This window comes from Acetobacterium sp. MES1, from assembly GCF_002237635.1.
Classification (GTDB): Bacteria; Bacillota; Clostridia; order Eubacteriales; family Eubacteriaceae; genus Acetobacterium; species Acetobacterium wieringae.
The window spans coordinates 150,475-176,041 of the sequence record NZ_MJUY01000050.1 but is presented as its reverse complement, the minus strand read 5'-3'; the positions used below and the strand labels follow the sequence as shown (position 1 = coordinate 176,041).

The window sequence follows — 25,567 nt, the reverse complement described above, 5'->3', positions numbered from 1 at the left end:
GCTTATTCGTCCATCATTTGTTCCTTCAAATACTTATACATCTGGCTGAAATCGTTGAGTTCATCCTCGGATGTTGCGCTGCGAAGGGCTTCGATTTCAACAATATTGGTCACAAAAATATCCACCAGTTTGGGTTCAAAAAATTTTCCTTTTTCTTCGAGGAGATAAGCTACAGCAGATTCCTGAAACCAGGCCTCTTTGTAGGAGCGGATACTGCTAAGCGCATCGTAGACATCCGCAATCGCTGTAATTCGTGCAAAGATATGGATGTCCAGCCCTGATTTACCGCTGGGATAGCCACCGCCGCCCCACTTTTCGTGATGTTCGAGAGCTACCAGAGAAGCATAACGGAGCATTTCCCGCTCGGAGCTTTTCAGAATTTCATAACCGATATTGGTGTGATACTTCATGATTTCAAACTCCTGCTCCGAAAGGCGGCCGGGTTTATGAAGGATATTTTCACCGATCCCGATTTTTCCGACATCATGCATGGGTGATACCGCAGAGAGAATCGTCACATCACGCTCGGAGAGTCCGTACTCCCTGGCCAGATAGGCAGAAACCCGGGCGACCCGTTTGACATGGTTAGCGGTTTCGAACGAGCGGGTTTCAATGACAGCGCCCAGTTTAGAAATCAAAACCTTCTGAGTATCCACAATTTCCTGGTTCAAATCAGCGATTTCGACCGTTTTCTGGTTAAGAATATTCTTTTCACGAATGGCATAGAGGAGGAGACCAATAATGGTGATCAGTACCCCGGTGATCACAGAGAATAAAATAATCAAGTTTTTGTTTTTTTCAAAATAGGAGACCGGTTTATTGATTACTGTAGCGCCTTCTGGAACATAACTCAGTTGATATGTTTTTAGAACATTATAATCAAACATATATTGATAATGTGAGCCATCCTCATAAACTAAGGGTGAAACGGATTGTCCGGCCCAGAGATCAAGCAGCGTGTTGGCGGCACTTTCGCCATATTTATAGGAAGAAGCAACGTAGCCACCAACCACTCCAGTACCAAGGTAGAAATCCCAGAGTGCATACACCGGGTTCTTGGCGTTTTTTAAAATGTACCGGGGAACTTCATCATAATGGTAGGTTATACCATTTCGATCCCGAGAATACAAGACATAGAAAAACAGATCGGTGTCACCGCTATTATCAACGATTGTTTTGAGTTCCTCCGGTGTTTTGTCAAAGTAGTGTTGACTTTCATATTCCGGGTATTTTTCGGCAAGCATGGACACGATGTCTGAGCGCATTTCGTTACTGGTGGTGGTTTCATCATAAATAAAATGCAGCGTTTTAATAGCTTTTGCTTGATTTTGTTCTAAAGCCAGCGCAACATTCTTTGACACATCCGGCCGTTCTTCGATAATGACCATACCGGGAATCCCCTGACTGTAAGGTCTCAGAGAATTGATGCCCGTACTGACAACATAAGTGGTATTGGGCCAGATTGTTTTGCCATACTGATTGTAAAACAGCAGGGCATCATCATCACAAAGGATAATACCATCCAGTGAAACCTGCTGATATTTTTGAGTCATTAGTTCAGCCAGGGCTTTAAAATTATCAGCATCTAGACTGCTTTTTGTATCCAGAAATTCATACCGGATGCGAACCTTTTCTCCTGAATCAAAAAGTACCGCTTCAATTCCTTCTTCCAAAACTCGAGTATGGTAATAATCCCGTTGATAGGACTGAACAATCAAAATCTCTTTAGTATAGATTCCCAGATCATTGGTCGTTGCGAAGACCGCTGGAGAAAGCAGATAACAAAAAAGACCAGTAAAGAATATGAACAATATGATGCGCAACTTTTTCATTGATTTAGCCTCCAGTTAACAGTCTTTGTAACATTTATACCAATAAATTTTGCTCTTAAACAAGCGGGTGCATCCATAGAAGACTAATTATTATAATTAGTAAAGGGATTTCTGGGTAAGTATAAAGCTAATCGGAGTAAAAGGCACTGAAGTTTAGATAAAAATATGCCAGGCTTGTTTTAGAGGTGTTAATCAGGTGGTGCTTCAAAAATACCTAAGTATTTTGGATGATTAGTCGATTACATAAACAGAGAAGCCATTGTCTTTAAAATCAGCACACAAAAAATTTGAGAAGGAGATGCCATGATTGACTTGCCAGGAACCACCAATGTATACAAGCGACTGCCCAAAGAATTGTTTTATAAATATTTAAATGACGACAGTGCGTCAAAAAAGATTTTCATCGATGAAATTCGTAGCATCATCTGGATCAATACCCTTTCACCTGAAACAATCGCACATCCAACGGGGCAAAATGTTACAGAAATCGCCATCGTCGAAATTATCCTAAACCGACAGGCGATCAGTTCCGCGATTCTTGAAATTATCAACCGGGAAATTGATCAATATGCGGTTTTCCTGGTTCGATACGAAGAGTGGGGTCAGCTCTGGTGCTGTGATCATCAGATGTTTAATCCCCAAACGGGTCTATTTAATTGCCAAAACTATCATCAGACGAATTGGATGAGCGCTGATGATTTGTCACTGAAGATTAATGGCATGAATCTGGATCAGATTTATGAGAACTTTTTTATGCAGATTGCTGGAAAAGCGTTTCCAGTCTGGAGCGATAAAAGTCAGAAAAAAAATGATGAACTGATTGAAAAAGTAGAACAAGCAGGAAAGTTCGAGCAATTGGAAAGGCTGGAAGCCACCATTAAAAATCTCGAAAGTCAGATGGGAAAAGAAATGCAGTTTGGCAAACAGGTTAAACTAGCGACAGATTTAAAAACGACACGAGAGGAATTACAAAAAATTAAACGGGGAATGTCGACCCATATTGAAATCCATCAACCGGAAATTGTGACGACTCAGGAGGAAAAACCTGAAGGAGTAAGCGCTTATTTTCCCAATGTATATATGAAGATGCGGGATAATAGAAGAAACCGCTTTGATTATTCGTTAATCTAAAAAATGATTATATCAACAAACCAATATAGAAAAAGCACCCGTCGAGGGTGTTTTTTTGTAAAGCAATTCGAAGAAGGGTGGAAACAAGCAGATCAGCGAAAATGAATTGCCAGGCTTTGAAAAAAAGCTTAAAATTAAAGACAGTCAAAAAACAGGGTTGGGAAAAGGAGTAACGATGTTAAAACGGATACAGAATATTAAAGGAATCGGAAAACGAGTCAGAGACATTAATAAAGCACTGAATCAGGAAGGGTTTTATCTGCCCTGGAATGACAGTCAGATCGAATTGTACTTCAGAAGTTTAAAACAGGAAATGACCACAGTCGATTGGAATGATGAAGAAGGCAATAAAATCAGGTTGATTTTTACACCCCAGATTATTAAAGAAGATGGCTATGATACAACGATCAATGTGATTGAGGTGGAATACTATACCATTTTGCAGATTGTCGAACAGATCCGTAAACAGCTTCATGCCCAAAAGCAATCATAAATCTAAGGACTGACTTCGATTGAGACAATCTCAGGGACGTTCAGGAAGCGAAAGGGCAATTTGGTCATGCCGGTGCCTTTGGTGACAAACAGGTTGGTTTGTCCCTGGCTGCCAATCGCATACAGCCCTTTGACATATTTTTTTCCATTGGCGGGCAGAATCTTCTCGGTGAGATAGGGCAGTGAGATCTGGCCGCCATGGGTATGGCCAGCTAAAACCAGCTGAACCGCATCACTGTTCATGTCATCGACAATATCTGGCTCATGGGTCAGCAGAATATTATAAGCGCCGTCCCGAGCCGCATCAGTCAGATTCAAATCAGGATTACCCCGATAAACATCATCCAGGCCTAGCACCCGCAAATTAAGCTCAGAAATATCCAGCCAGTCATTAATGAGAACCTCAAAACCGGCAGCGTTCATCAAGTCGGAATAATTGTATTGATCCAATAAGGCATACTCATGATTTCCGATAACGGCAACCTTGCCATAGGTGGCGTGGATTCCAGCCAGACTCTGAGCGATTATATCCGGATTGACGGTAAAATCGCCACTGGATCCAATCAGGTCACCGGTAAAGACAACCAGGTCGGCATTTTCCGCATTTATCTTTGCGACAATTTGCTCGAGCTGGCCGTTGTCGTTGAATTCACCCAAATGCGTATCACCAAAAAAAACGATTTTAAAGGGGGCCTCAAGTCTGCTGCTGACCAGTTTTTCCCGATTAACCATTAAGAGATTGGGTTCTATATATCGGGCATAAGGATAGCAGCCCACCAAAAGGGAGGCTAAGGTAATGGTTGTGATCAGTAAGAATTTTCCAAATTTCATCGTGACTCCTTTCGGCTCTCTGCATTATAACCCGCAAGCTTTAAAGGGTCTTTAATAATCAGGAAAAATTCTGAGAATGGCTCAGAATGGCACGGCCATTAAAAGGGAGACTTCAGAAAAAAGGGGTTGACAACAAAGTACTTCGGATGTAGAATTAAATTAATTCGAATGATGAAGTATCTTACACGTATAATAAAGGAACAGCAAAATGGAAAATCGTCTTAATGGCAATCTGGAAGCATTGATATTTGAATACCTGGACAAAATAAAATATCTTTTGTCGCCGGAGATCTGGGGCAATGAAATTTTTAATTGTTCGAAAAATGAGGTGTTTGTACTGATGCTTTTGTATCGACGAAGTGATGTGAATATGACCCAGATCGCTGACTATCTCAGTGTGCCACTGAATACGGCCACAGGGATTGTGGCCCGGATGGAAAAACGGGAGGTTGTTCTTCGCGAAAGAAGCTCAGAAGATAAACGGGTGGTCACCATTAAACTGACCGAAGTCGGCCGAGCATCAATCCAAAATATCCTCACGGAGATGATCCGTTTCGGACAATTGATAATGGATAGCTTCACTACCGAGGAGGTCAATCTGGTATTCAAACTGGTGGATAAGGTCATCGATACCATCAACCAAGATACCGGCGCGATCGTCGAAACGCAAACCAGTTCAAAAATCAGAAAAATCATCATTGAATAAAACGGCTGCCTCCGGGCAGCATCTTTTCAGCTGAATACTTCGAACAACGAACTATTCGAAAAAGGAATTAAAATAGCAGGAGGAAACTTATGAAGCGGATATTGATCTTTACCGGCAAAGGTGGGGTGGGAAAAACCAGTGTAGCGGCAGCCCATGCCCTTAAATCAGCTCAGCAAGGCCAAAAGACGCTGATCGTCAGTACGGATATGGCCCATAATCTGGGGGATCTCTTTAATCATCCAATTGGCAAAGAAGCGGTTACAGTGGCTGACAATCTTGATGCTCTGGAAATCGATCCCAATTATGTGATGGAAACGGATTTTAAAAACCTGATGCAGGCCTTTAACAACATGATCGGCTCAATTAATCCGGATGGTGCAGAAATGGATGAGTTCACGATGATGCCAGGGATGGATGAGCTATTCGCCTTACTTAAAATTCAGGAATTATACAATGACAGCGACTATCAGCGGATTATTGTGGACTGCGCCCCGACCGGAGAGACCCTGTCGCTGCTTAAATTCCCGGAGCTGATGTGCTGGTATATGGATAAATTCTTTCCTGTCGGCAAGGTGGCAGTACGGATTCTGTCGCCGGTTTCAAAATCATTATTTAAGATTCAATTGCCTGACCGTCATGCCATGAGTGATATTGAAACCCTCTATGTGAAGTTGATTGAGCTCCAGGAGTTGTTAAAAAATAAGGACGTATCCTCGGTCCGCTTGGTGACCATTCCGGAAAAAATGGTGGTGGCAGAAACCAAACGGAATTATATGTACATGAAGCTCTATAACTACAACGTCGATGGCATTTTTATCAACCGGATCTTGCCCCGGGAAATCGAAAATCCCTTTTTTGCAAAATGGATTACCATTCAGAAAAAGTACATTGCTGAAATTGAAGCCTGTTTTGATCAAATTCCCAAATATTATATTCCCTGGTACGACACTGATTTGCTGGGCCTGGATGCCATCAACCGGATCTGTACCGAGGTCTTCACCGACAGTTGCGACTTATTTGCGATCAAAGCGGATATTGCGGGTGAAAAATATGAGCAGACTGCGACGGGTTATGAACTGAAACTTTTTTTACCGAATATTACCAAAGATGCGGTGGCCGTTAATCTGGCCGGGTCGGATGTGATTGTCAAAATTGGTAATTACAAGCGGAATATTCCACTACCCAATAGCCTTAGAGGAATGACTGTCAGTTCGGCAAAATTTGACCAGAGTACCCTGGTCATTGCCTTTGAATAAAATTAAAAAGAGGAGGTTTAATAATGAACCGTGAATTTATTAAAAACATGATCTTGGCCAAGCAGTATGAGCGGGATGCGTTTTTGTCCCTGCTGTCCCCATCGATTGCCCAACATGTTTCGGTGATCGAAAAGGAAGTAAAAGGGATCGTCGTTGACCTGGCCAGGGAATGGGCACTGGATGTTGGCGCAGCGGTGAGCACTGCTGAACAGGAAAAAACTGCGGGATCGGAGCATGAAAAAAAAGTCAGAAAAGTATCTATCGATTAGTATTATTATGTGAAGATAAAAAAAGGGGGAAGACCATGCGAATTATTTTATATACCGGCAAAGGCGGGGTCGGTAAAACCAGTGTAGCGGCGGCAACGGCGGTTAAACTGGCCAAAGACGGCAAACGCGTTTTGATTATGAGTACCGACCAAGCTCATAGTTTATCAGATTCATTTGGTGTAAAGCTGGAGAACACCCCGGTTAAGATCAGTGAGTTGCTCTGGGGGCTGGAAATTGATGCGATCCTGGAAGGGGAACGAGCCTGGGGAAATATGAAAAACTACATGAAGGAATTGTTGACGGCCCGGGCGCAGGGGGGCATTGAAGCGGAGGAATTACTGGTTTTTCCGGGACTGGAAGAATTGTTTGCATTGTTTAAAATTATCGACATTTACGAGGAAAACCAGTACGACGTGTTGATAGTCGATTGTGCGCCGACCGGCGAGACCCTGTCGCTGCTGAAGTTTCCGGAAATGTTTGGCAATATGATTAAAACTGTACTGCCAATGAAAAAAAAGGCGGTTAAGGTGGCAGGCCCGATGGTTGAAAAGGTTATGAAAATTCCGATGCCGGAGGATAATGTCTTTGATGATGTGGAACAATTAAATGAAAAGCTCTATCAGCTACAGGCGTTGATGACCAATAAGGAAATCCTCAGCATCCGCATCGTCACGACCCCGGAGCGGATTGTCATCAAGGAGGCGAAACGAAATTTTACCTATCTGCATTTATACAATTATACGATCGATGCCGTGATCGTCAACAAAGTCTATCCGGCGATGGCTCTTGACGGGTATTTCAGTAAATGGATCAGTCTTCAGGAAGAGGGGCTTCAGGAAATTCGCGAGAGTTTTACCCCGGTGCCGGTTTTTACGCTGATGCTACTTGATCGGGAATTGATCGGTGAAGCGATCCTGCATGAAGCTGCACAGCAGATTTTTGGTGGAACCGACCCGGCTGGGATTTTATTTGAAGATACCATTTTTGAAGTAAAAAAAGAAGCTGATGGCTATGCGTTTATTTTAAACCTTCCGTTTGCCCAAAAAACGGATATGAATATGGGCCAGAAAGGCAGTGAACTGATGATTCAAATAAAGAATGAAAAACGCTGTTTTACCTTACCGGACGTCCTTCGCAATAAAACGGTGCAAAGTGCCAGATATGATCAGGGTAAGCTGACGATAAAATTTGCATAAAATAAGAATTGGGTTTACAATGGAAAAAAGCAATTAAAGTGAACAGGAGAACGGCAAACGATGCATAATTTTGTAATTTTAACCATCAATCCGGGCTCAACCTCCACTAAAATCGCAGTTTTTGAAAATGAAACCGAGCTGTTTAGCCAATCGGTTGAACATACCAGTACCGATCTGGAATCCTTTTTAACTGTAAATGAGCAGTTTGAATTCAGAAAAAAGACCGTTCAAAAAATTTTAAGTGCACACCGCTTTGATCTCAATCGATTGACGGCAGTGGTTGGCCGGGGTGGTTTGTTACCACCAATAGATGCTGGCGGTTACCGGATCAATCAGGCCATGAAAGAGTTGATTCTGAGTGGGCAGCTTTCGCCTCATGCCGCCAATCTTGGGGCCCTGCTGGCGGCGGCTATTGCCGAGCCGTTGGGGATTCCTGCTTTTATCTATGATGCAGTGTCGTCGGATGAAATGGCAGATGTCGCCCGGCTTACCGGGTTTCCGGAGATTCACAGAAAAAGTCTCTGCCATGTTTTAAACAGCAAAGCAATGGGCCGGAAATATGCCAGCGAAATGGGAACAAGCTATGAAAAGTTAAATCTGATCATCGCCCATCTGGGCGGGGGTATTTCGATCAGCGCACACAAACAGGGACGGATCATCGATGTGATTGCCGATGATAGCGGCCCTTTTTCGCCGGAACGGTCGGGTGGCGTTCCCTTATTGGCCTTGGTGGAGCTGATTTATGAGAAAAACTATCAAAAAGCTGAGCTGTTAAAAAAAATCCGCGGGCTGGGGGGCTTGAAAGCCCATCTGGGGACTGGGGACATCCGGGTCATTGAAAAACGGATTTTGTCCGGCGATCGGCGGGCAAAGCAGGTTTATGAAGCCCAGGCCTATCAGATTGCCAAAGGCATTGGCGAAATGGCTGCTGTGTTAAAAGGCGACATCAATGGGATTATCCTCACCGGCGGGATGGCCTATTCGGAGAAACTCACCTCGATGATCAAGGCATACATTGCCTTTCTGGCTCCGGTTAAATGTCTGCCGGGAGAAAACGAAATGGAAGCCCTGGCTCTGGGTGGACTGCGGCTGTTAAGAGGAGAAGAAGAACCCCGGATATATCGTTGACAAATTGTTCCCAGTGGAAGCTTGGTTTAACTGCTTTTCACAAATTTTTCTTGTTTCTTTCTCTGATGAACGTGATATAATTTTTACAGTTATGCAAATACGGTAAAATGAGAATTTTACAAAAAAGCAGCTGGTTTTTGCAGTGACCCGAAGCTGTCAAAACCGGCTTGGATTTTTTGTCGGGTCGCTCATAACGATATTTAAAAAGGGGGAGATCAAATGGACCATATGGAAAAACTGAGGGAATATGCCCGCCTGATTGTCCGCACCGGCGCAAACGTGCAGCCGGATCAGTTAGCGGTGATCAATTGTTCGGTTGAGAATTATGAATTTGGCCGAATGATTGTAGCAGAGGCCTATAAAGCTGGAGCCAGAGATGTAATCGTCTTCTGGAATGATGTCAAAACCAGCCGCCTGCGCTATGATCATGTCAGTCTGGAGGTATTGGGTAATATCCCGAACTGGTTGGCCGAATCCCGGAATTATTATGCCGACCAGAAAGCTGCGGTCATTTCCATTGTTGGTCATGATCCCGAAGCCTACAAAGGGGTGGCCAGCGAAAAACTGCAAACCAGCAGCAAGGCCTCGGCCAAGGCCTTCGAACCCTATTATAAAAAAATGATGAACAGTGAATTTCAGTGGTGTGTGGCGGCGGTTCCCGAAGCGAAATGGGCCAAAAAAGTTTTTCCGGAACTTTATGAACAGGAAGCCATCGTAAAACTATGGGATGCCATCTTTGAGGCGGTACGGATCGGTTCAGGTGATGCCGTTACAGCCTGGCATGACCATAAGGTGATGCTGGCTGAAAAATGTCGAATCCTCAACCAGGCCCATTTTGATGCCCTTCGTTATAAAAATAGTCTCGGAACAGATTTTACCGTCGGTCTTCACAAAGATCACATCTGGGAAGGTGGCGGTGAGTTTACCCCGGATCAGGTTTATTTTTTTGCCAATATGCCGACCGAAGAGATTTTTACCGCCCCGGACTGTTATCGGGCAGAAGGCACGCTGGTTTCCTCGCTACCGCTTTCTTATCAGGGAAACCTGATCGAAAATTTCAGCCTGACCTTTCACGAGGGTCAGGTGATCGACTATCAGGCCGCCAAAGGGGCGGAATATCTCAAGATTCTGATTGAAACCGATGCGGGCGCCCGGCGCCTGGGTGAAGTCGCCCTGGTTCCCTACGATTCACCGATTTCCAATACCGGAATTCTTTTTTATGATACCCTTTTTGATGAAAATGCCGCCTGTCATTTTGCCCTGGGAGAATGCTACCCCACCAATATCCGGGATGGCGGAAAGATGACCAAAGATGAGCTGTTGGCATCCGGGGGCAACCAGTCCGATACCCATGTGGATTTTATGATTGGTACCAAGGATTTAGAGATAACGGGAATTACCAGCGATGGTCTGGAAATTGCGCTATTCAAAAACGGTAACTGGGCCTGAAGCGTCATAAGAATTTAAGAACGGAGATAGATCATGGATGAGATAGAAAAAAATACAAATTTGGCAGATATTCACCAGGAGGTTAAAACGATTACTCAAACCTCGGAAGAACTGAAAAGTAACATCAGGAGCCTGGAAGAAAGTTCACTGCTTTCAGTCGAAATATTAAATGAAAACAAGGCCACGATGAACAACATTTTAGAGCTGCTTAACACTATCGCAGAAAAAGACAAAACCATGGAAGACGAGGAAAAGGAAAATGTCAACAGCGAGCTTTTTTCGCTGTTGGAAACCATGGACTTTGATATCAAAAAACTGAGCTGGTTTTCCGAAGAGAATGTCAAGGTCTTTAATACCATTGTCGATCAGGCCCATGAAATTGCCAAACTCAGCGAAGAAAATGCGGCCAGCACCTATGAAATCAATGCTGAAATCAATCATTTTACCCAGGTATCCAGTAAGCTTCAGGGAAATATTGTCAGAATTGAAGAAAACTCCAGCCAGTCGGTTGCGATGCTAAGCGAAAACAGAGCCACTATCAGCAGCATTTCCGACCTGCTGCTGGATTTGATTGAGGGGGTTAATCAGGCTTCAGGAATTAATGATGAATTGGACGGTTCGTCTAAACAGATCAGCAAGTTTGTCGATTATATCAAGGATATTTCCCGTCAGACCAATCTGCTGGCGCTGAATGCCAGCATTGAAGCGGCTCGGGCCGGAGCCGCTGGCAAAGGCTTTTCGGTGGTGGCAGAAGAAATCAAACGACTGTCAGACAGTACGGCGACCTTTGCCACCGAAATCGAACAGATTGTGAATCAGGTGATTGTCGAAGTGGATCGCTCCAATGCCGCCATTGAACGCTGCACTACCCGCACCAAAGATATTGAAGGAGCAGCCCAGAAATCCGGGGATGTCATCGGAGATATTCAGAAAGTCCTGATTGAGTTGAATCAATCGATGAATGAAATCAAAGATATTTCAAGCGTTCAGGTGAATACCTCCCATGGTATCCAGTCATCGGTTGCCAAGGTGTCGGATGCGGTGGACACCACCCACCGGGTGACCACCAATACAATCAGCACCATTGTGACCCAGAAGTCAAAAAATATTGAATTGCTGAATTACTGCACCAAGCTTTCAGAAATGGCCAGCAGCGTCCAGAAACTGACGGCAAAGAATAAAAATAAAGATGAAATTATCTTTGGGGTCAATCCCTTTACCTCGCCGGAAAACATCAAAACAATGTACGTGCCGATCTTAAATGCGGTATTTAAAAAGATTGGCTATAAGGTGCGCACGATGATTGTGAAGGATTATGATGCCCTCAGTGAAGGCATGAAAGAAGGCATCATCGACGTGGCCTGGTTCTCGCCCTTTGCTTATGTCACCGCTCATGAAAAAGTTAGCATTGAACCATTGGTATCGCCAAAAGTTCATGGTAAAGTATCATACAATGGCTACATTATCACCCGTAAAGACAGCGGTATTGGCAGCTTAAGTGGCTTGAGAGGTCGTAGTTTTGCCTACGTCGATGAAGGCAGTGCGTCGGGATACCTCTATGCTCAGCATAGCATGAAGTCAGAAGGGTTGAATCCCAAGACTCTTTTTTCCAGAACGGCTTATCTGGGCAGTCATGACAGTGTCATTAAAGCGGTACTGTCTCGGGAATACGATGCCGGGGCCACCTATAACGAGGCTATGGAAGAGGCAGAAAAAAGCGGGATTAATCTCGACGAATTCCGGATTATTGCCAAAACTCCGGATATTCCCAAGGATGCCATTGCTGCAAACCCCAAATTACCAATAGAATTTACTGATCGTTTACGACAGGCTTTTGTGGACTATGTCAAGGCACCCAATATCAAATCCCCCGTTGAAGGCTTTGTTGAAAGTGATGACGCCAAATACGATGTAATCCGGGAAGTAATGTAGTCTGTTAAAAAAAGGGATTATGGGGTATAACTTCCAAGAATAGAATAATGGGAGGTTGATCATGATCATATTGATTAGTAAAACAGTGGTTCTGAATCATGAAAAGATAACTGCCGAAAAACCTGGCGGTTATTTTTTTAAACAGAGCGGGTAAAATTATTTAAAACAGTGTCAAAATGACAAAAACCGACTGCAGGAGGAGAGAATGGAGAAAGTAACGGATATTAGAAACAAATATGCCCAGGAAATCACAGAGATTCTTTTTTTATTAAAGGAAGTGGGAAGCGGACGAATCTATGGCTTCCCCGGCAACTGTACTCCGGGAGATGACGAATTAAAGACCAACGTCGATACCCTCACTGAAAAATTCAATGATTTGCTTGATAAGATTGAGTATGGAAAGGATTTCGGAACGGGGGAGTAAACGGATTTAGATCCGACTAAATGAGGAGCGAAGCGAAGATGAAAAATAATCTCAAAAAATTACTGTCATTACTGCTGACCAGCTTAATGCTGACGGTTTTGATCCCGGGTAGCGCCTGGGCAGAAGAAGAAATTACCGAGCCGGGTATGGCCTCACTAAATCCGGCTTTTGTTCAATACCTGGAGGATGTTAACGCGGGAACCCTTAACACATCAACCAGTGATGGGCATGGTCGGGGTTATATCCCACCACCACTAAAACGTTATGAAGAGCCAATTGATACAGCGATCACCTCTGCCCAAGCCCTGCCAGCCGCCTTTGACCTTCGGGACACAGGCCGGATTACGGCGGTTCGCAGTCAGGGCGATTATGGCAGTTGCTGGGCTTTTGCCAGCCTGGCTTCGCTGGAATCCTATTTAAAAAAAGATACAACGGTTGATTTTTCTGAAAATAATCTGATGTGGAACAGCGGCTTTGACGGAAGCCCGGATGATGGGGGGAATTATTCCATGGCCACCGCCTATCTGGCCCGCTGGAGTGGCCCGGTGAGTGAAAGCAGTGACCCCTACGATACCCCGAAAAAAACCGGATTATCTCCGGTTTATCATGTTCAGGAAGTGAAATCGATTCCCGAACTGCCATCGGCGATCAAGCAGGCACTGATGGATGGCGGGGTGCTTTATACTTCGATGTATTCAGTACCTCTGGATGGAGAAGAGTATTACAACCCGGACACCTTTGCCTTTTATTACGATGGTACGGAAGAACCGGATCACGATGTGGCGATTGTTGGTTGGGATGACAATTACAGCCGGGATAATTTCAGTAAAAAACCGGAAGCTGATGGGGCCTGGATTATCCGTAACAGCTGGGGCGCGGATTGGGGAGATGGCGGTTATTTCTATATGTCCTATTATGATACCTATGCTGGCAGCAATGTGACCGCTTTTCATAATGCCGAAGCGACCAATAATTATAGCGCTATTTATCAGTATGATCCACTGGGTAACATCTCAGCCATGGGTTACACGGACGGAGACAACACTGCCTGGGGTGCCAATATCTTTACGGCAACAGCCAGCGACAATCTGATGGCTGTGAGTACCTATGCCTTAACCCCCGGAACGTCAGCTGAGATCAAGGTTTATACGGATGTGAATGATGGCAAGCCAAACAGTGGTACCTTACGAACCACGCAGACGGAAACCTTTGCCCGGGGCGGTTATTATACAATTGATCTGGACAATCCGGTGGGATTGGTCGCTGGACAAAAGTTTGCGGTGGTTGTTAAATACAGAACCCCGGGAACGAACGATTCAGTACCGGTAGAAAGCCGATTTGAAAACTACAGCAGCGCTGTGACGGCCAACCCCGGAGAAAGCTTTACCAGTAATACCGGAACTGGCGGTTGGTATGATACGTCTAAAAAAAGCCTCAGTAATGTGTGTATCAAAGCCTTTACGCAAAGCCGGGATACCTTTGCAAATTGTCTTTATCGCACCCATGTGCAAGATCAGGGATGGCAGAACTGGCAGAGCAATGGTGGAGTCAGCGGTACCTCAGGAGAATCCTTGCGATTGGAAGGTATTGAAATAAAAATGGACACCAGGGGCTATGATCTGGGGATTGAATACGCTACCCACGTCCAGAATCAGGGCTGGCAGGAGCTAAAAAGCAATGGCGTCATGAGTGGTACCGAAGGTCAGTCGCTGCGGCTGGAAGCCATTAAGATTCAGTTAACCGGGGCTGATGCGACGCAGTTTGACGTCTATTACCGGGTTCATGCCCAGAATGTCGGTTGGATGGATTGGGCAAGTAATGGTGGGGAAGCTGGCACGGCGGGCTTTGGTTACCGGTTGGAAGCCATTGAAATTCAGGTGCTGCCAAAGGGGTCACCGGCACCGGGATTGACTGGTCAACCCTTTCTTGAAAATAAGTAACAAAAAAAATCCGGAGTATTATCTTGACAAAGATAATACTCCGGGGTAAAATAAAACAGTTATGAGGGAGTAATTTGCGCAATTTGCGTGATAAGTCAACATGCATGGTAGTAATACCTGGCTTATCTTAATGAGTGAGACTCATGTACAGTTTTTCTGTACTTGGGTTTATTTTTTCCAGGTGCAGAGGCATCTGGTTTTTTTATTTTTTGTATAACCAGGTGTAGATTTTTGAAGGAGGTTTGAATGAAAACGTATTTGCAGACGGCAGAAGAAGTGCTGGAGGATTTAAACTCCAGCAGTGAGGGCCTCTCCCAGGCCGAGGCCAGCAAGCGGCTGGAAAAAAATGGGAAAAACAAGTTGGATGAAGCCAAAAAAGATTCATTGGTGGTACGGCTTTTTAATCAGTTAAAAGATCCGATGATTGTGATCCTGATTGCTGCTGCCGTTATTTCGGGCATCACGGCAGCTTATTCCGGCGAATCCTTTGCTGATGTGATCATCATTATGGCGGTGGTGATCATTAACTCGGTACTGGGTGTGTATCAGGAAAGTAAGGCGGAAAAGGCCATCGAGGCGCTTCAGGCGATTTCAGCAGCCACTTCCCGGGTCAGGCGGGATGGTAAGATCTGTGAAATTAAAAGTGAAGATCTGGTCGTTGGGGATGTAATATTACTGGAAGCCGGAGATGCGGTGCCAGCTGACGCCAGATTATTGGAAAGTGCCAGTTTAAAAATTGAAGAAGCGGCTCTTACCGGAGAGAGTGTTCCGGTGGGGAAGGTAGTTTGCGCACTGAATCTGGGTGATCAAAAAGATATTTCGCTGGGTGACCGCAAAAACATGGTGTATATGGGCAGTGCCGTGGTTTATGGCCGGGGTTTAGCAACCGTAGTCGCCACCGGGATGCAAACGGAAATGGGAAAGATCGCTGATGCCATTACCCAGGCGAAGGAAAATGCCACACCACTACAAATTAAACTGAATCAATTAAGCAAGGTGCTAAGCTGGTTGGTATTGGGAATTTGTGTCTTTATCTTTGCTTTAAGTCTGGTACGTTTGTACCTGGGCGACGGCATTACCGGGATCGGTGTTCTGGATACCTTTATGGTGGCGGTATCGCTGGCGGTTGCTGCCATACCCGAGGGGCTGGCGGCGGTGGTCACGATTGTGCTCTCCCTGGGGGTGACCAATATGGCCAAAGAAAAGGCGGTCATTCGTAAACTCACTGCCGTCGAAACCCTGGGCTGTACCCAGGTAATCTGTTCGGATAAAACGGGAACCCTGACCCAAAACAAGATGACGGTGGTAGATCACTTTGGTTTTGATGAGCATTTGCTGGGAAGAACGATGGCCTTGTGTAACGACGCCCATTTAAATGAAGAAAACAAAGCCGAAGGTGAGCCCACCGAGGCGGCGCTGGTTAATTATGCTTTTTCACTGGGACTAAATAAGCGGGCGATGGAAGAACAAACGCCCCGGGTGGGCGAGGCACCCTTTGACTCCGGCCGTAAGCTGATGAGTACCATTCATCAAATGGCAGATGGCAGCTTGACCCAGTATGTAAAGGGGGCTCCCGATGTACTGATCTCCCGTTGTACCACCTATTGGGACGGCAATACGCAGTTACCGCTGACCGATGCTATTTGCGAAGAAATCAGACAAGCCAATAAAAGTCTGGCGGACCAGGCTCTGCGGGTGCTGGCTGGAGCCTTCCGGAACTGGAAGACCATGCCGACCGATCAGTCACCGAATTTTCTGGAGCAGGAGCTGTGTTTTGTTGGTTTAACCGGAATGATTGACCCAATCCGGCCAGAAGTAAAAGATGCCATTGCCCAGTGTAAGTCGGCCGGAATCCGAGCGGTCATGATCACGGGTGATCACCGGGATACGGCGATTGCGATTGCCAAACAATTGGGGATTATCACTGATTCCAAAGAAGCCATCACCGGAGCCCAGCTGGATGAAATCAGCGAAGACCAGCTGCAAAAAGAAATTGGCCATTACGCAGTTTATGCCCGGGTTCAACCGGAACACAAGGTAAGGATTGTCAAAGCCTGGCAGAAGCAGGGGATGATTGTCGCTATGACTGGTGACGGCGTCAACGATGCGCCATCCATTAAAACGGCTGACATCGGAGTAGGAATGGGGATCACAGGCACCGATGTGACCAAAAATGTGGCCGATATGGTACTGGCAGACGATAATTTTGCTACAATTGTCAATGCCGTTGAGGAAGGGCGGCGGATCTATGATAATATCCGTAAAGCTATTCAATTTTTGCTGTCTTCTAATTTATCGGAAGTTATCGCCATTTTTGTGGCGACTCTGTTGGGTTTCACGATTCTCAAGCCAGTGCACTTACTGTGGATCAACCTGATTACGGATTCCTTCCCCGCCATTGCTTTGGGCGTCGAAGGCGAAGAAGCCGACACCATGAAGCATCCGCCCCGAGAATCTCGGGAAGGTGTATTTTCCAGGGGACTGGGAGTTGATGTGATCTGGCAGGGCCTCATGGTGGCCGTGGTGACCATCGTTGCCTATTTTGTCGGGCATTATATCGAAGCCGGAGTCTGGGAAATTGCCGAAAGTGCTGATGGTATGACCATGGCCTTTTTGACCCTGTCGATGGCAGAGATGTTCCATTCGCTGAATATGCGTAGCCGTCGCCAGTCGATCTTTAAGATGCAGCACCAGAATAAATTCTTGTTTTGGGCCATGGCGGTTTCGCTGGTATTGACCACGGCAGTTATTTATATTCCCACCATCGCTGCCGCCTTTGAGTTTGAACCCATCAGTTTAATGGAATATTTTGTGGCCATGGGCCTGGCGATCGTGGTCATTCCCATTGTTGAGTTGGTTAAATTTTTCCAGCGAAAGCTGGGAGTCTAGTTTGTTATTGATTGTTATGGACAGGGGCTGTGGTGCGTTTTTATGCCGCGGCCCCTTTTTGTTTATGCCAAATAGCTGCCAGGGCGATGTTAAACGATTGTTTAGTAGGGTATATTGACTTCAAGAATCAAAATGGTTAAGTGACCAATAACAAAAAGAAGATGAAAATTGAACCCTTCATTATTGTTTACAGGGGTCATGGTTTTGGTTATAATGGTAAAAATATTGGGGGTGATGAGAAGCAGATGAAAGCATTTAAGTACAGTACCATTGTAACCCTGATTCTGACGGTTTTTTCGGCAATCGCCATTTTTGCCATTGATGATGTGATACCGGGTATGGTCAGCGGTACAATGAAAAGGCATATCCTTGATAATATGGACAACTACAACGCCTTCTTATTCGGCATCTTTACAGGATCCCTGGTCAGTTTGATTGTCGCAATCGTCGGCTATGTCACGGAAAGAAGACGTCTGATTGCGGAGATCTGGAACAACGCCAGAAAATTGACCATTGATTTCCGCTTGCTGTTGTTGGATAATATTGAATTTACAGAATTGACTCATGAAAAGCTTTATGCCACCATTGAAAAACAGGATTTTAATCAGCAGGTTAGAGAATGGCTGGGCTATCACAGCTCTCCTTATATGATCAACGTGATGCAGTTGGATTTTTTAATCAACCGCGGAAAAACAGCCGCCATGCTCCGGGCTTTACAGGAAAATATCACTATTCTGCGGGCAGTTGTTGATGGCTTTATGAATGCCTTTTTAAACCGGCATTTAACAGAAAAATACGGCGATGTGGATATTGACCAGCTTTTTGATGTCATCACCAATCAGGACGAAAAACAGGTACTCAAAACAGTTCAGAAACTGCTTGATGAGATGGTTACCTTTTTAAATAAGAAATAATTAATAACCACCATTCGTTTTCGGTGGCAGGCGTAAGAGGACAGCTTTTACACCAGCCACTTTTTTTGATATGGTCACATTATCGGAGCTAATAACGGCCCCCTTGTTTGGATTAAAATGAAATCTGCCGATGTTTTAAACTGTGATTTCCGGGTAAAAAAATTACAAGAACAGATCGGTGATGGTTAGCCATCTGATCAGTCTGAGTTGATCGTTAAATAGTAGGTGTCAATGGCGTTGTTATTTTGAAAGGGAGAAAGACAGACATGAAGAAAAGGTGGTTAAAGGGGATTTGGTTTGTACTGGTTCTGACTATAATCGCAATGGTTTCAGGATGTTCAGCTGGTGGGGGGCAAAGCTCAGAGAAAGATGGCAGCAAGGATACCCAGGAAAATGACATTAAGGACAATGCCATTTTCGATCTTTATAATCAGATTGACATCAATGACAAAAAGGCAGATATTGAGAAAGATCTGGGTGCTACCGGAAACACCTCAGCCGAAGGTTCCTATGTTTATTTGGATCCAGACACTGGCTACGCCGTTAATGTGTTTTTCAATGCCAAGGATCTGGTTACCCTAAAGGTCTTGGTGCCGACTACCGGCGCCCGGGAATTGATTGAGCTGAGCAATGCCAGTGTCACAAAAGAAGCGGCCGCCAAAATTTCCCAGGGAATGACTCAGAGTAATGTTAAGAAGGCGCTAACGGGACAGGGGATTGAAATGCTGCGAATGGTCATTCCCAGCGGCGCAGACAAGGAAGCCTATGCTCTGGCCTGGATCAATGCCGATGGTTCAGTGCTGGTGGTAACCTTTGATGCCGATACCAATACCGTGCTGGCTGCCGAATTCAAAGAGAGTTTATTCTAAAAAATAGCTGTATTGAAAGTTAGAGAAGGGAGCTGAAAACCATGTTAAAGCGGGATCGATCGGTCGTTATATTTTCCGGGATTTTGATCCTGAGTATGCTGTTAGTGCTTGCTGGTTGTAGCGCAACCAAGGATGAAGCAGACCACAACCCGGACCATTTTTACAAGCTGGTCAATTTGGGGATGGAAAAAAGTCAGGTTGAATCGACCTTGGGGGTTAAACCGGAAGAGGTGGAGGGCACCTATATTTATCGGGACGATCAAACCGGTTATGGCGTTCAGATCAGTTACGATGCCAGTGATCTGGTTGTTTCAAAAGTACTATATCACGATCAGGACAGTAAGATTATGGGGCTCAGTGAAGCCAGTGTTTCTGAGGATCAAATGGCCAGTATCACCGAAGGAATGCCCTATGATGCGGTTAAATCATTGCTTGGATCAGAAGGAACAGAGATCATTGAAATGGCCAATCCCGCTGATCCCAATAATCCAATTGTGATGATGATCTGGTTTAATGATGATCAAACTGGTTTCTATGTAACATTTTTAGGGCATCAAGGAACGGTTAAAAGCGTTAAATTCTGGAAATAGCGGGAGTCTTCAAGCACTGGTTTTTAAATCAGTGCTTTTTGGTGTTTGCCAATAAAAAATAAAAAATTTTTTTTTCGGGAAGAAAAACCCGGGCTTATGCGTTATATAGATGTGCAGATAAAACGGAGGTGAAAATTGTTGAAGGATCATAAGGAAGAGGCGGCTGATGATGCCTTGATTAAAAAATACATCGCCACTGGGAATTCCGGGTATTTTGAACCCCTCGTCGAGCGTTACGAGCGGTATGCCTATATCTATGCCTATTCTCTTATGAAAAACGAATTCGACGCCCAGGATGTGGTAGCGGAAAGTTTTTTAAAGGCCTTTAGCAAAATCAGACAGTATCGGCTTGACAGCAGTTTTAAAAACTGGTTTTTAAAAATCGTTCATAACACCAGTTTTGATCTCTTACGAAAAAACAAAGCCATGGTTTATCTGGACGATCAGGAAAACAGCGAGCGTCTCTTTACAGACGAAGCCCTGAGTTATGACAATATTGAGTCCCTGGATTTTGGTGAGCTGCAAAAATCCCTGGATCAATTACCCCATGAACTGAAAGGAGCGGTAATCCTCCGCTATTATTATGACTGGGATTATAAAAAAATCTGTGAGTTTTTAAATATCCCCATGGGAACCCTGTCTTCCCGGTTGAACCGGGCCTGCAAAAAACTTAAAAACCTGTATCAAGGAGGAATGTGATCATGAATGAACTGGATAAAATGATGGCCTGTCTGGGCTTTAATGAAACCGCTGTGAAAAATTATGGTAATGCCATTCCCTTTTCCAGCAGAAAACTTGACATTATGAGTCGGATTAATCAGGCCAGCCTGGAAAAAGCCCGAAACTCAGATTTGTTCGCCCTGTTTTATATTCTGTCCATTGCCTTTTCAGTGCTGGTCATGCGTTTTATTGTCTTTGCCCAAACCGGGGATGTAACCATCATGACGGTTTTCACCAGCATCCTTATCCGTTATTCGGAGGTGCTTAAGAACAGTCTTACTGCCATGTCGTTTTTAATTTCAATCGTTATTTGTGTCGGAACCGGAGTGATGATTAATTATTTAAAGAATGAGAGTCACTTCTGTTAGGCTTAATAAAAAAAATTTGAAGGAGAAGAAAAATGTTAAAAAGAATTAGTATGTCGGTTTTAATGATGGTAATGGTATTGCTTATTACGGTATCCACCGCTTTTGGGGCTACCAATAGCAATATCAGCCCTTACGAAGATTCAGCGGGAAATGTAAATATTGAGGGGACAACGGTTCCCAATACGGAATTCGCCTTTGCCGGTTCAAACATCACTGCCAATTCGGTGTTTGACACCACCACCTTTTTTGCCGGTAATGCCATCACCCTGGATGGGGAATATAACGGAGACGTATTTGCAGCGGCAAATACGGTAACGGTCAACGGTAAAATCAACGGAAATCTCTATACCGGTGCCAACCAGGTCATCATCAATGGGGAGGTAACCCGGGATCTCTTTGCTGGCTGCTCTGATCTGACCATCAGCAAATCAGCCACTATTAACCGTGATGCCTATCTTGCGGCAGCTAATGTGAATATTGATGGAATCGTTGGTCGAAATCTTCGGGCCGGTGCTGGCAGTGTCTCAATTAACGGCACGATTAACGGTTTTGTAGAAACCGATGTGGATCAGTTAACCATTAACAATGGGGCAACGATCATTGGACCAATTAATAACCGTAGCGCCAATGAAGCGGTTGTCGCATCCGGTGCCAATGCTCCGGAAGTCAGCTGGGAGAAGATATCTAAAGAGCAGGCAGTTGAGGCAGATAAAGGATCATCTGTTGGCTCGATTCTTTTATCAATCATTACCAAACTGGCCTTTATTCTGGTCATCTGGGTGCTGATTACCTTTATGACCAAAGAATTTAACGCCAATACTTCAGTGATAGCCAAAAAGCATATTCTGGCATCGCTGGGAATCGGGGCCGGATTTTTCTTCATTACCCCATTGTTGTTGATTGTGTCCTTTATTATTTATGCACCGTTTGGAGTTGCCATGACCTTTGGGATTATCGCATTGACGATTCTAGCGATGCCGGTGGCTGCGGTGGTTCTATCCAAACTGTTGACCCGCTTCTTTGATGATAAGATGAAACCACTGCTTAGCTCGTTTGTTTCAATCCTGATTATCGCTGCGGCAGCGATCGTTCTGGGTTATATTCCCTTTATCAACTTTGTTGTCTATCTTTTCCTCTATGTTGTTGGCGTGGGTTTCATTTGTTACAATGTGCTGTTCGCCAATCGAAAACTAAAAGATGAACGGAATGACGGCGACGGCGAGCTTCTTATGATTGATGAGATCATTGACATGGAAGAAGGAACCGCAATTATCGAAGCGTCAACCGAAACCATTAGACAAGATGGTGAAGATACCCTAAAATAGTTCGATTACAGATAAAAAAAACAGGCTCCAAAGCGGATGCCTGTTTTTTTGTTTAATATTTGTCCATCTCCAGATCATCCAGAACAATCTGGGGTGAAGTTTCGGCAGTGTCTTTTTGCTTCACTGGTTTTTCGACCGGTGGCCTGGGAGAGGTGTGAAGGGCGGCACCTTTTTTCTTTAGTTTAAAAGCACCCACCATCTGTTTGAGCATTTGTGCCTGGCCGGACAGTTCTTCACTGGCGGCGGCGCTTTCTTCAGCGGTGGCAGAGTTGGTCTGAACAACGGTGGAAACCTGTTCGATCCCCTGGGTGATCTGGGCGATTTCGGTGGCCTGATCGTTGGAGGCCCGGGCGATGTTACCGACCAGACCGGTTACTTTTTCAATTTCGTTGAGAATTTCAACGAGACTGGCGGCGGTTTCATCGGCGATTCGGGTACCGGCTTCGACCTTGTCAATTGAGCCTTCAATCAGTCCGGTGGTTTCCTTGGCCGCTTCGGCACTGCGGGCGGCCAGCGAGCGAACTTCTTCGGCGACGACGGCAAAGCCTTTGCCGTGGCTTCCAGCCCGGGCGGCTTCGACAGCAGCGTTGAGGGCCAGAATATTGGTCTGGAAGGCGATATCGTCAATGACCTTGATAATCTTAGAAATGCTCTTGGAGGATTCGTTAATGTCAATCATCGCTGAAACCATCTTGGTCATTTGTTCATTGCCGACTTCGGCATTGCTGCGAACCTCTAAAGCCCGTTCGTTGGCTTCATTGGCATTGGTGGCGTTTTTCTTGGTTTCACCGGCTACTTCTTCGATGGAGGCGTTGAGCTGCTGGATGGCACTGGCCTGTTCGGTGGTACCCTGAGACAGGGCCTGTCCGCCATCGGAAATCTGGCGGGCACCGGCTTCAACCTGACCGGCAGCTTCATTGATTTCGGACATGGTTTCGCTGAGAGTGGCGGCAATGCCGTTGAGACCGGTTTTAATGGCCTGGAAATCGCCGAGATAGTCGGTGGTGATTTCGATATCGAGATTACCCTGACCCATTTCCAGTAGGGTTTTGGCGATCTCATCGACATAGTTTTTCAGGAAGGCGACGGTCTGGTTCATGTCATTTTTAATACGGGTGTAATCGCCGTTATAATTGCCAACCATGCCGGTGTTCAGATTGCCTTTGGCAAGATCCTGGAGGGTATCAGACGCTTCCTTGACCGGAGCAACAACGGCATCTAGAGTGGCGTTGACGCCATTGACAATTTTGGCAAAGTCGCCTTGATGTCGACTGACGTCAGCCCGGGTACTGAGTTTGCCATCAATACCGGCCTGGGCCAGCATGCTGGCATCATCAATCAGATTACCCACCGATTGCTTAACCTCGGCCAGGGTATCACCGATTTTGTGGAATTGAATACTCACTTCTGCGGTATATTCATCCGGCTCGCCGACATTGATATCAAAGTTGAGATCGCCCTGAGCCAGGCTGCTGAGATTATTTTCGAGCCGGGTGACCTCATTTTTAGTATAGTCACTAACCCGGATAATCGGAGTTAAATCGGTGACAACTTCCACGAAACCAATGTTCTCACCTTTCTTGTTTTTAAGATAAGCAGTATCCTGCTTATTACTTCGGCCAACCCATTCAAAGTAGCTGTCGGTTAAGCCCTGATCGACCAGACGGCGGATTCCACAGCCTTCGGTTCGACAGATGTCGGCATTGGCGTTGTAGCAATCCATACCACAGGCAGAATTACGGTCTTTAATGACGCCATTGGCAATCATCAGATCTTCAAACGGTTTATTCATAAAGGTCCATTTCATATCGTTGTCGGTAACATGAAGGGGGAAGGGAATGGCATCGATGATCGCTTCGTACCAGACCATCTGATCCACGACGGTATCCAGAGTGGCGTTAACCCCTTGGACGATTTCTCTAAAACCTCCCTTAAAGGCATCGGCATCGCCCCGGGTTTCCCATTGACCAGCAATAGCGGCCTGAGACAGCATGGTGGCCTCGGAGATCAAACCACGGATGGTTTCGATGGTCAGTTTAAGGGCCGGGGCAATTTCATCCTGGGCATCCCGTAATTCAATATCGGCTGAAACATCGCCGTTGGAAATCTGGTTCATGGTGGCAATAACGACATTCTGGAGGTCATCCGCCAGTTGATTCATCGAAGCCGTCATTTCCCCGACCTCATCCTGGGATTTTACCTCCAGTCGATCACTGAGATGTCCCTGGGTCATTTCTTTAATCATCTGGTTTAATGATACAATTGGGTTGGAAATTTTTCGGGCCAGGATAAAGGTAGCGACACCACCGATCAGCAAAATAATCAAGGCGGCAATCAGAATGACGTTGCGCAGATGATTGATCGGGGCCAGTACATCATCTTCAAATTTGATGACGATGAGGTTCCAGTTGGTTCCCGGAATGGCACTTGTATACGCTAGTTTTGTTTCTCCCAGGTAATTATAAGAGATATTTCCGCTTTGACCAACACCTAATTCTTTTATGGCCAGCCCAAGTTCTTTTAATGGTCCATTCGTTTCAATATCTTTAAAAATATTGGCTTGATCGAGAATAAGCTGTTCGTTGGGATGGGCCATAACGGCACCATCTTGGTTAATAACCATGCCGTATTTACGCTCGCCATCGCCCATGCCATTGGTGATATCCAGCATAAAGGTGGGATCACGGCGTCCGACCAGAAGGCCAACCACCTGACCATTACTTTTGATTGGTGCCACTTCAAAGACCACTGGTTCGTTGGTGACCTTGCTGATGGCGACATCGGAAATCGAGTTATTGCCAGCAAAACCGTCTTCGTACCAGAATTGACCTTCTGATTTAAATTCGCCGCCGCCGATGATATAGCGGGCATTACCATTCATATCCATGACGGCAATATCCTGATAGCCTAAACGTTCCACGTCCCCGGCAATGGAGGCCACCTGGGTGTTCCAGTCCATCGTGGCAGTTCGGGCCCGGAGGGCGATTTCATCCAGTTTTCCTAAATTACCGGAAACGATGGCGCCGATATGACCGGCACCTTCAGTAACAAAGGCCTCTTCCTGGGTACTGGATTCACTGGTCAGGGCGGCTGATCCCAGATTGATGGCGATCAGTCCCAGGGTGATTACCGCCACCGCCAGAATCAGGGTGGTGAAGGCTGTTAATTTGGTGGATAAACGGATTTTTACCGTTGTTGGATGGGGATCTTGTGCTGATTTCATGATGATGCTCCTTTCTGGATGGTACATTAAAAAAACAATTGCTTTCACAGTAAACGATTACTTCATGTTTATATATCGACATA

Annotated in this window: 20 protein-coding genes and 2 pseudogenes; 18 read left to right on the top strand and 4 right to left on the bottom strand. The window is 45.3% G+C overall.

What is annotated here, in order from left to right; all coding sequences use genetic code 11:
* Positions 1-2: 2 nt before the first annotated feature.
* Entirely contained in the window at positions 3-1,832 is a 1,830-nt protein-coding gene (locus BI182_RS14155) for an HD domain-containing phosphohydrolase (protein WP_286808783.1), read from the bottom strand.
* Between the two features lie 303 nt (positions 1,833-2,135).
* Here BI182_RS14155 and BI182_RS14150 point away from each other — a divergent pair, with 303 nt between their 5' ends.
* Entirely contained in the window at positions 2,136-2,963 is an 828-nt protein-coding gene (locus BI182_RS14150; RefSeq protein WP_286808782.1) for a DUF4391 domain-containing protein, read from the top strand.
* 175 nt (positions 2,964-3,138) lie between these two features.
* Positions 3,139-3,456, top strand: coding sequence for a hypothetical protein (locus BI182_RS14145; protein WP_148637708.1), 318 nt, complete (start codon positions 3,139-3,141; stop codon positions 3,454-3,456).
* A gap of 2 nt (positions 3,457-3,458) precedes the next feature.
* Here BI182_RS14145 and BI182_RS14140 read toward each other — a convergent pair whose 3' ends face one another.
* A complete protein-coding gene (locus BI182_RS14140) occupies positions 3,459-4,286 on the bottom strand; it encodes a metallophosphoesterase (protein WP_286808781.1) in 828 nt (275 codons plus the stop codon).
* Between the two features lie 208 nt (positions 4,287-4,494).
* On the opposite strand from BI182_RS14140, the gene BI182_RS14135 reads away from it, so the two are divergent.
* From BI182_RS14135 to BI182_RS14060, 16 genes are all read left to right on the top strand, one after another.
* On the top strand, positions 4,495-4,992 hold the full coding sequence (locus tag BI182_RS14135; protein ID WP_228880524.1) for a MarR family transcriptional regulator: 498 nt from the start codon (positions 4,495-4,497) through the stop codon (positions 4,990-4,992).
* A gap of 89 nt (positions 4,993-5,081) precedes the next feature.
* Positions 5,082-6,248 (top strand): ArsA family ATPase, encoded by a 1,167-nt coding sequence (locus tag BI182_RS14130; protein ID WP_228880526.1) that lies wholly within the window; start codon positions 5,082-5,084, stop codon positions 6,246-6,248.
* Between the two features lie 23 nt (positions 6,249-6,271).
* On the top strand, positions 6,272-6,517 hold the full coding sequence (locus BI182_RS14125; protein ID WP_286808777.1) for a hypothetical protein: 246 nt from the start codon (positions 6,272-6,274) through the stop codon (positions 6,515-6,517).
* A gap of 35 nt (positions 6,518-6,552) precedes the next feature.
* Positions 6,553-7,713 (top strand): ArsA family ATPase, encoded by a 1,161-nt coding sequence (locus BI182_RS14120; protein ID WP_228880531.1) that lies wholly within the window; start codon positions 6,553-6,555, stop codon positions 7,711-7,713.
* A 60-nt stretch (positions 7,714-7,773) separates the two neighbouring features.
* The gene (gene buk / locus BI182_RS14115) at positions 7,774-8,841 is read left to right on the top strand and encodes a butyrate kinase (protein WP_286808776.1); all 1,068 of its coding nucleotides are present in this window, start codon (positions 7,774-7,776) and stop codon (positions 8,839-8,841) included.
* A gap of 219 nt (positions 8,842-9,060) precedes the next feature.
* A complete protein-coding gene (locus tag BI182_RS14110; RefSeq protein ID WP_286808775.1) occupies positions 9,061-10,290 on the top strand; it encodes an aminopeptidase in 1,230 nt (409 codons plus the stop codon).
* Positions 10,291-10,323: 33 nt separating this feature from the next.
* Positions 10,324-12,222: a phosphate/phosphite/phosphonate ABC transporter substrate-binding protein gene (gene phnD, locus BI182_RS14105; RefSeq protein ID WP_286808773.1), complete on the top strand. Its 1,899-nt coding sequence runs from the start codon at positions 10,324-10,326 to the stop codon at positions 12,220-12,222.
* A 205-nt stretch (positions 12,223-12,427) separates the two neighbouring features.
* Complete coding sequence (locus BI182_RS14100; RefSeq protein ID WP_070371298.1) at positions 12,428-12,646, top strand: hypothetical protein; 219 nt, start codon at positions 12,428-12,430, stop codon at positions 12,644-12,646.
* A 38-nt stretch (positions 12,647-12,684) separates the two neighbouring features.
* Entirely contained in the window at positions 12,685-14,586 is a 1,902-nt protein-coding gene (locus tag BI182_RS14095) for a lectin like domain-containing protein (RefSeq protein WP_070371299.1), read from the top strand.
* A gap of 246 nt (positions 14,587-14,832) precedes the next feature.
* Positions 14,833-17,475 carry a cation-translocating P-type ATPase gene (locus tag BI182_RS14090; protein ID WP_286808771.1) on the top strand — a complete coding sequence of 881 codons (2,643 nt, stop codon included), beginning with the start codon at positions 14,833-14,835 and terminating at the stop codon, positions 17,473-17,475.
* 245 nt (positions 17,476-17,720) lie between these two features.
* Positions 17,721-18,389 carry a hypothetical protein gene (locus BI182_RS14085; protein WP_286808769.1) on the top strand — a complete coding sequence of 223 codons (669 nt, stop codon included), beginning with the start codon at positions 17,721-17,723 and terminating at the stop codon, positions 18,387-18,389.
* 266 nt (positions 18,390-18,655) lie between these two features.
* Entirely contained in the window at positions 18,656-19,258 is a 603-nt protein-coding gene (locus BI182_RS14080; protein ID WP_286808767.1) for a hypothetical protein, read from the top strand.
* Positions 19,259-19,299: 41 nt separating this feature from the next.
* Positions 19,300-19,848, top strand: coding sequence for a hypothetical protein (locus tag BI182_RS14075; RefSeq protein WP_286808766.1), 549 nt, complete (start codon positions 19,300-19,302; stop codon positions 19,846-19,848).
* A 138-nt stretch (positions 19,849-19,986) separates the two neighbouring features.
* Positions 19,987-20,547, top strand: coding sequence for an RNA polymerase sigma factor (locus BI182_RS14070; protein ID WP_286808764.1), 561 nt, complete (start codon positions 19,987-19,989; stop codon positions 20,545-20,547).
* Between the two features lie 2 nt (positions 20,548-20,549).
* Positions 20,550-20,936 (top strand): hypothetical protein, encoded by a 387-nt coding sequence (locus tag BI182_RS14065; protein ID WP_286808762.1) that lies wholly within the window; start codon positions 20,550-20,552, stop codon positions 20,934-20,936.
* A gap of 32 nt (positions 20,937-20,968) precedes the next feature.
* Positions 20,969-22,261: a polymer-forming cytoskeletal protein gene (locus BI182_RS14060; RefSeq protein WP_286808761.1), complete on the top strand. Its 1,293-nt coding sequence runs from the start codon at positions 20,969-20,971 to the stop codon at positions 22,259-22,261.
* A gap of 52 nt (positions 22,262-22,313) precedes the next feature.
* On the opposite strand, the pseudogene BI182_RS14055 reads toward BI182_RS14060, so the two are convergent.
* Both BI182_RS14055 and BI182_RS17355 read right to left on the bottom strand, forming a co-directional pair.
* Positions 22,314-24,551, bottom strand: a pseudogene (locus BI182_RS14055) (methyl-accepting chemotaxis protein); the annotation flags it as partial.
* An 81-nt stretch (positions 24,552-24,632) separates the two neighbouring features.
* A pseudogene (locus BI182_RS17355) lies at positions 24,633-25,484 on the bottom strand (PDC sensor domain-containing protein); the annotation flags it as partial.
* Positions 25,485-25,567: the final 83 nt, after the last annotated feature.